4 protein-coding genes are annotated in these 2,588 nt (G+C 52.9%); all 4 read left to right on the top strand.

The window, feature by feature from the left end:
- Positions 1-302, top strand: a 302-nt coding sequence (locus tag RRF55_RS27000) for a phage portal protein (protein WP_439419197.1), incomplete at its 5' end; no start/stop codon positions are given.
- 13 nt (positions 303-315) lie between these two features.
- Positions 316-1,164: a head maturation protease, ClpP-related gene (locus tag RRF55_RS26995; protein ID WP_040224307.1), complete on the top strand. Its 849-nt coding sequence runs from the start codon at positions 316-318 to the stop codon at positions 1,162-1,164.
- Positions 1,165-1,173: 9 nt separating this feature from the next.
- Positions 1,174-2,391 (top strand): phage major capsid protein, encoded by a 1,218-nt coding sequence (locus tag RRF55_RS26990; RefSeq protein WP_040224309.1) that lies wholly within the window; start codon positions 1,174-1,176, stop codon positions 2,389-2,391.
- Between the two features lie 42 nt (positions 2,392-2,433).
- Positions 2,434-2,588: DUF7210 family protein (locus RRF55_RS26985; RefSeq protein WP_439419198.1), on the top strand; the 155-nt coding region annotated here is incomplete at its 3' end.

The following is a 2,588-nucleotide window of genomic DNA, read 5'->3' as shown; positions in this document are numbered from 1 at the left end:
ATGAGGACTTGTTTGCTGAGTTCTCCGTTGAAGGGCTTCTGCGCGCCGATAGCGCTGGTCGTGCTGCTTACTATACTAGCGCACTGCAGAATGGCTGGATGTCTCGCAATGACGTTCGCCGTCTTGAGAACATGCCGCCGATAGAAGGGGGCGATATTTACACCGTTCAGCTCAACCTGACGCAACTGAAAAATCTCGAAAGCAGCAACCCTGCCGTTCAGGCGCTGGCTTTGCGAGAGCTGCATAACCACGTATTCCCCGACATTTCCTTTGAACAATCTCCGCTGAAACAGGCCGCTTAGGAGCACTTTCCTGATGAGCAAAAAACAACTTCCGGTGGCGCCGGCGGGTCGCCCCTGCGCGCGCGTTACCTGTGAAACATTACCGTCCGCACTGGACCGCTGGGACGGTGGGATCAAGGCGGCGACTACTGACGATAACACTATTTCTGTTTTTGATGTTATAGGGCAGGACTACTGGGGTGAAGGGATAACAGCTAAACGTATTGCCGGTGCGCTTCGGGCGATGAACGGCGCAGATGTTACGGTGAATATCAACTCGCCGGGTGGCGACATGTTCGAAGGTCTGGCTATTTATAACCTTCTCCGCGAATACGAAGGCCATGTAACGGTGAAGGTGCTGGGCATTGCCGCCAGTGCCGCCTCAATAATTGCGATGGCCGGGGATGATATTCAGATTGGCCGCGGTGCCTTTCTGATGATCCATAACTGCTGGTTGTACGCGATGGGAAACCGCCATGACTTCGCTGAACTGGCGCAGTCACTGGAGCCATTCGATACCGCAATGGCTGATATTTACGCGGCGCGATCCGGCCTTGATATTGCCGCCATTCAGAAACTAATGGATGCCGAAAGTTATATCGGTGGCAGCGATGCTGTGGCGAAGGGACTGGCAGACAGTCTGCTTTCTGCTGATGCGGTCAGCGACGGCGACGAATCACCTGCAGCTGCGCTTCGCAAACTTGATGCACTGCTGGCGAAAACAAATACCCCCCGGTCCGAGCGCCGGAAATTAATCAAAGCATTAACAGGTAACACGCCGGGCGCTGTTACCGATCCCGATGGTAAGCCGGGCGCTGCCGAAGATATCAAACCTGAAACCCTCAATTCACTTGAAAGCGCTCTTGCGGCGTTAGTCAAATAAGGACCATTTATGTCTGATGTAAACGAGATTCTGAAAAAAGTCACCGCTTCCATTGAAGAAGCAACCGGCAAATTTAACGCCAAAGCGGAAGAAGCGCTGACTGAAGCGAAAAAGAACGGCAAATTGTCGGCGGAAACCAAAGAAACCGTGGACAAAATGGCGACTGAGTTTAATGCGCTGAAAGAAGCCGAAAAGACTCTGAAGGCTGCGCTGGGCGAACTGGAGCAGCATGTTGCACAGATGCCGCTGGCAAACGCAAAACAGGTTATTGAAACTGTCGGCCAGCAGGTTATCTCTGCTGAAGCCATTAAAGTTCTCTCGTCCAGCATCGAAGGGAACAAGCGTATTTCTGTTCCTGTAAAAGCTGCTCTGATTTCCAGTGACGTTCCTGAGGGGGTTGTTGAACCACAACGACTGCCGGGTATTGATGTAGCGCCAAAGCAGCGTTTATTTATTCGCGATTTAATCGCGCCTGGTCGAACTGGATCACCGGCGATTTTCTGGGTACAGCAGACCGGCTTTACCAATGCTGCAAAAGTGGTTCCGGAGAATACAGCCAAGCCTTACAGCAATATTGAGTTCACGCCGAAAATCACTCCTGTGACAACCATCGCGCACATGTTCAAGGCATCCAAGCAGATTCTGGACGACTTCGCCCAGTTGCAGTCCATGATTGATGCGGAAATGCGTTACGGCCTTAAGTACGTCGAAGAACAGGAGATTCTGTTTGGTGATGGCACTGGCGCTCACCTCCATGGCATCGTGCCGCAGGCCACGGCTTACAGCGCGGCATTTGCCGTTGAACAGCAGAACGGTATTGACGATCTGCGCCTGGCAATGCTTCAGGCTCAACTTGCCCGATTCCCTGCATCCGGTCACGTCCTGCACTTCATGGACTGGGCGAAAATCGAACTGACTAAAGACACCCTGGGGCGCTATATCCTGGCGAACCCGGCTGCGTTGACGGGGCCGACGCTGTGGGGGCTTCCGGTTGTCGCCACTGAAGCAGCAGCTTTCCAGGGCAAGTTCCTGACAGGTGCATTTAATGCTGCGGCACAGCTTTTCGACCGCGAAGACGCAAACGTTGTGATCTCGACGGAGAACGGCGATGACTTCGAGAAAAACATGATCTCTATTCGCTGTGAAGAGCGTCTGGCGTTAGCAGTAAAACGCCCTGAAGCATTTATTTATGGCTCCTTTACTGTGCCGGCTTCCGGCGGCCAGTAATTTTTCTGGCGGCCTCCGGGCCGCTATTTTTGGAGTAACACGATGAAACTTATCGCGGTGAAACCAATTTATTTTGGTGGGGTAGTGGTGACTGAAGGCGAGTCACTGGAGACGCTGGAACAGCATGGCCGTGAGTTGGTTCAAAAAGGTTATGCACGGCTGGTAGATGTTGATAATTCTGCGCAGCCGGAACAGCC

This window comes from Klebsiella sp. K47, from assembly GCF_051858335.1.
Taxonomy (GTDB): domain Bacteria; phylum Pseudomonadota; class Gammaproteobacteria; order Enterobacterales; family Enterobacteriaceae; genus Klebsiella; species Klebsiella pneumoniae.
This window is presented reverse-complemented; position numbering and strand designations above follow the sequence as displayed.